Genomic DNA, 4,313 nt, shown 5'->3' on the forward strand with positions numbered 1-4,313 from the left:
TGGCGGTCAGGGCGGCGCTGGCGGTCAGGGCGGCGCTGGAGGCCAGGGCGGCGCGGGCGGCGTCGGCGGTCAGGGCGGCGCTGGAGGCCAGGGCGGCGCGGGTGGCGCCGGCGGCCAGGGCGGCGCGGGCGGGTCCGGCGGAGGGAATCCGGCCGAGGTCTGCGACAACACGATGGATGACGACGGCGACGGCGACATCGACTGCGACGACGCCGACTGCGCGGCGGCGTGTGCCGAGGTCTGCTCGGGCGGCGCGGACGAGGACAACGACGGCGACATCGACTGCGCCGACGCCGACTGCGCGATGGCGCCCGTGTGCGGCAAGCTCGTCATCAACGAGATCGATTACGACCAGGCGAGCGCCGATACGGCCGAGTTCATCGAGATCTACAATGCCGGCGGCGACGTGTTGCTCGACGGCGTCGAGGTCCTGCTCGTCAATGGCACGGGCCCGGGCGGCGCGGACGTCGTTTATGGCACCGCGACCAAGCTCTCCGGCATGCTCGCCGCGGGCGGATACGTCGTGATCGCTTCGTCGGGCGTGATGAACATCGATCCGGCCGCGAAAGTCCTATTGCTGCCGAACCCGGCGGACAACATCCAGAACGGCGCGCCGGACGGCGTCGCGCTCTTCGATACGAAGACGAACACGCTGCTCGACGGGCTCTCGTACGAAAACGGCACGCCCGACGGCCAGGTCACGGCCGTCATGCTCGGCGGCCAGACGTTCTCGCTGGTCTCGGGCACCGCGACGACCGCGTTCGACAACCAGGCCGCGGCCTCGCCGATCCGCTCGATGATCCGCTATCCGAACGGGCAGGACACGAGCGACGACAGCGTCGACTGGCGCGCGACCACGCAGATCACGCCGGGCGCGGCGAACGTCGCGACGGCCGAGATCTGCGACACGGCCATGATGGACGAGGACGCAGACAACCTCATCGACTGCGCCGATCCGGACTGCGCCCAGGCGCCTCAGTGTGTCGAGACGTGCGACAACATGAAGGACGACGACGGCGACATGATGGTCGATTGCGCCGATCCCGACTGCGCCGCAGCTCCCGCGTGTTTGCCGCAGGAGAACTGCGGCAACATGGTGGACGACGACGGCGACATGGCGACCGACTGCGCCGATTCCGATTGCGCCGGCGAGTCGTGCGGGGCGAACGGCCTCGTCTGCGAGGCCATGTCGATGACGTGCGTCTGTCCGGGCGGCATGACGATGGAAATGGCCTGCGCCGACCTCGTCGACGACGATTGCGACGGCCTCGTCGATTGCGCCGACACGGATTGCGCGGGCAACATGGCGTGCCTCGCCCAGAAGATCACGTCGGTCGATTACCAGGTCATCGCGCACGGCGGCAAGCTCGTCGTCACGGGCAATGGCTTCACGGGCGCGACGGCGGTGAAGCTCGGCGGCGTCGATCAGACGTTCACGGTCGACAGCAACACGCAGATCACGATCACGAACGTGCCCGACACGACGCCGATCGCGCTGCAGGACCTCGTCGTCACCGCGCCGGGCGGCGACACGGCGCCGTTCCAGCTTACCGTGATCCACCTGCTCATCAACGAATTCGACTCGGACCAGATGGGCACGGACACCGCGGAGTTCGTCGAGATCACGACGGGCGTGCCGAACGTGAGCCTCGCGGGCTACACGCTCGTCCTCTACAATGGCAACGGCGACGTGTCGTACCTGCCCGTGACGGCGCTGAACGGGACGACGGACGCGAATGGCATGCTGCTCGTCGGCAGCCCGGGGATGACGCCCGCGCCGGCCATCGCCTTCGGCTCGACCAGCGTGATCCAGAATGGGCAGGACGCGATCGCGATTTACCAGGCCGCTCCGGCGTCGTTCCCCTCGGGCACGGCGGTCACGGCGAACGGCCTCATCGACGTGCTCGTTTATTCGACGGGGCAATCGGCCGACGCCGGCCTGCTCGACGTGCTCATCGGGCCCACGGGCACGCCGGGCCGCACGCAGGTGAGCGAAGGCTCGGGCGGCACGCAGGAGACGCAATCGATCCAGCGCTGCGGCGACGGCCGCAAGAATGGCGACAAGTTCAAGGTCGGGCAGCCCACGCCCGGCGCGTCGAACAACGTCATGGCCTGCCCGTGACCTCCGCGCGGGGGCTCGATTCCGATCGAGCCCCTCGCCTCCCCCTCCCCGCCTATCTCAATACGCGTCCGGCGGCACCTCGACGTCGACCGGCACTTCCAGCGCGAGCGGCGCGACGGCCGCGTCGCCGCCTTCCATCCATTGATAGCGCGCGAGGTTGCCGAGCACGCGCGCCACGTAATTGCGCGTCTCGTCGTAGGGGATCCGCGCGACCCAGAGATCCGCCTCCGCGTCCACGCCCGGCCGCATCCATTGCCCCACGGCCCGCGGCCCCGCGTTGTAGGAGGCCACCGCGAGGACCGGGTTTTTCCGGAACGTCTTCAGCAGCTTGCCGATGTAATACGAGCCGAGCCGCAAATTCACGTGCGGGCTCTTGAGCCGCGACGGCTCGAAGCTCGCGCCGATCTCGGCCGAGGCCTTCTCCGCCGTCTTCGGCATGAGTTGCAGGAGGCCCACGGCGAACACCGGCGAGAGCGCCTCCGGATCGAACGCGCTCTCCTGTCGCATGAGCGAATGCACGAGCCCGCGGGGCACCTCGTGCTCGGCTTCGAGCTTCTGCACCTCGTCGAGGTACGGCCGCGGATAGAGGCACTCCCACGCCCAGCGATCGGCCTCGCCCGGCGCGCGGAGGAGTTGCGGCATTCCGACCTGCGCCACGCCCACCCGATAACGACGCCGCGCATGCGCGAGCTTGCCGTACATGCCGCAAAGCGCCTCGGCCTCGCGCCCGGCGAAACGCGCGGCCGCTTCGCGCTCGAAGGGAACGAGCCGCCCCTCGGCCTCGACGTCGAGCCCGATCGAGACCAGGAGCCGCGCCGGATCGGGCAACTCGAGGTCGAGCGGATTCGCGGTGCGCGGGGCCGCGGGCTCGATCAGGGGCGGTAACGGCGCGCCCGCGGCGGCGAGGCGCGAGCGGGCGGCGAGCGCGGCGAAGGAGAGCGGGAACGTGCGGGCGACCTCGGTCCAGATGCGGACGGCCTCGTCGCGGTCGCCGGCGCGGAAGGCGGCGAGCCCCTCGAGCTCGCGGAGCTTCTGCGCCTCCTCGGGCTTCTTCGCGGCTTTCGCGAGCTTGCCCAGCGTCTTTTGCGCGGCCTTCGGCTGCCCGGCCGAGAGAAGCGCGAGCGCCTGCTCGTAATGGGCATCCTCGCGGTAGGCCCCTTTCGGGAAGAGCGCGAGATAACGTGTATACAGCGGCGCGGCCTCGTCGTAACGGCCGCGGAGGAGCAGCCAGCGCGCGGCCTGATACAGCGAGCGCTCGGCCCAGCTATTTTTCTTGAAACGGGAGGAGAGGTCGAGCCAGCGCTTGATCGCCTCGTCGGCCTGTCCTCCGCGGGCGAGCGCGTTCGCCGCCTGGTACATTGCCTCGACCTTGCGCGGGCCGGGCAGCGTGGAGAGCACGCGGAAGGCTTTTTCGGCCTCGGGATAATCGCGCGCCTTGAGCTTCGCCTCGGCCCGCGCGTGGAGCACGTCGAGCAGCGGCACCGTTTTCTTTTTTTCGAGCTCGTCGAGGATCGGAATCGCCGTTTCGGCGTGGCCGGCCCGGACGAGCGTGAGCGCGCGGGCGAGCAGATCCTTCGGCGCGAGCGATTGCTTCAGCCGCTCGAGCGCGGCCGCGCCGGCTTCGCCTTCCGGCATGCCGGCGGCCTCGACCGCGAGCCAGCGCAGGTCGGCGATCGCGATGGGCAAGAGGCCCTGGGCCTCGGCGATCCGGGCGCGGGCGGCCCGTAGCGCCGCGTCGTCGCTCTTCTTGCGGGAGCGCGCGGCCGCGGCGAGCGCGCGATCGAGGATCGTCCTCGCCGGCGCGAGCTGCCCGTCCTTCTCCAGCGCGAGCGCCGCGCGGTGAAGGTCGGCCGGCGACCTCGATTTGCCGAAGAACGCCGCGGCATCTGCGAAGGGCCCCGCCACGGACGCGGCCTCGGCGCGCCTGCGCGCGATGTCGTCCGCGAGCAGCGGCAGCTCCTTGTCGAGCCCCGTGAAGAGCTCGACCGCGCGCGCCGCGTCGCCCCGCTCGAACGCCACACGCCCTCGGAGGTAACGCATCTCGGGCCGCTGCCGATCGGCCTCGGGGAGCGCGTCGAGCTGCGCCTCGGCCTCGTCCCAGCGCTCGAGGCGCACGGCCTCGGCCCAGCGCGCGGGCGGCGCGGCCGGCGCGAGCGCGGCTGCGGTCGTGGCGACGGCGACGGCCGCGGGC

General features: G+C 70.8%; 2 protein-coding genes. One reads left to right on the plus strand and one right to left on the minus strand.

Translation table 11 applies throughout. The annotated features are described in order from the left end of the window. Positions 1–2,122 (plus strand): lamin tail domain-containing protein (locus QHF83_RS52980; protein ID WP_282425824.1); only part of this gene is annotated, 2,122 nt, incomplete at its 5' end. A 57-nt stretch (positions 2,123–2,179) separates the two neighbouring features. On the opposite strand, the gene QHF83_RS52985 is transcribed toward QHF83_RS52980, so the two are convergent. Further along, positions 2,180–4,313 (minus strand): transglycosylase SLT domain-containing protein (locus tag QHF83_RS52985; RefSeq protein ID WP_282425825.1); only part of this gene is annotated, 2,134 nt, incomplete at its 5' end.

Source organism: Polyangium sp. 15x6, from assembly GCF_029960785.1.
Classification (GTDB): Bacteria; Myxococcota_A; Polyangia; order Polyangiales; family Polyangiaceae; genus Polyangium.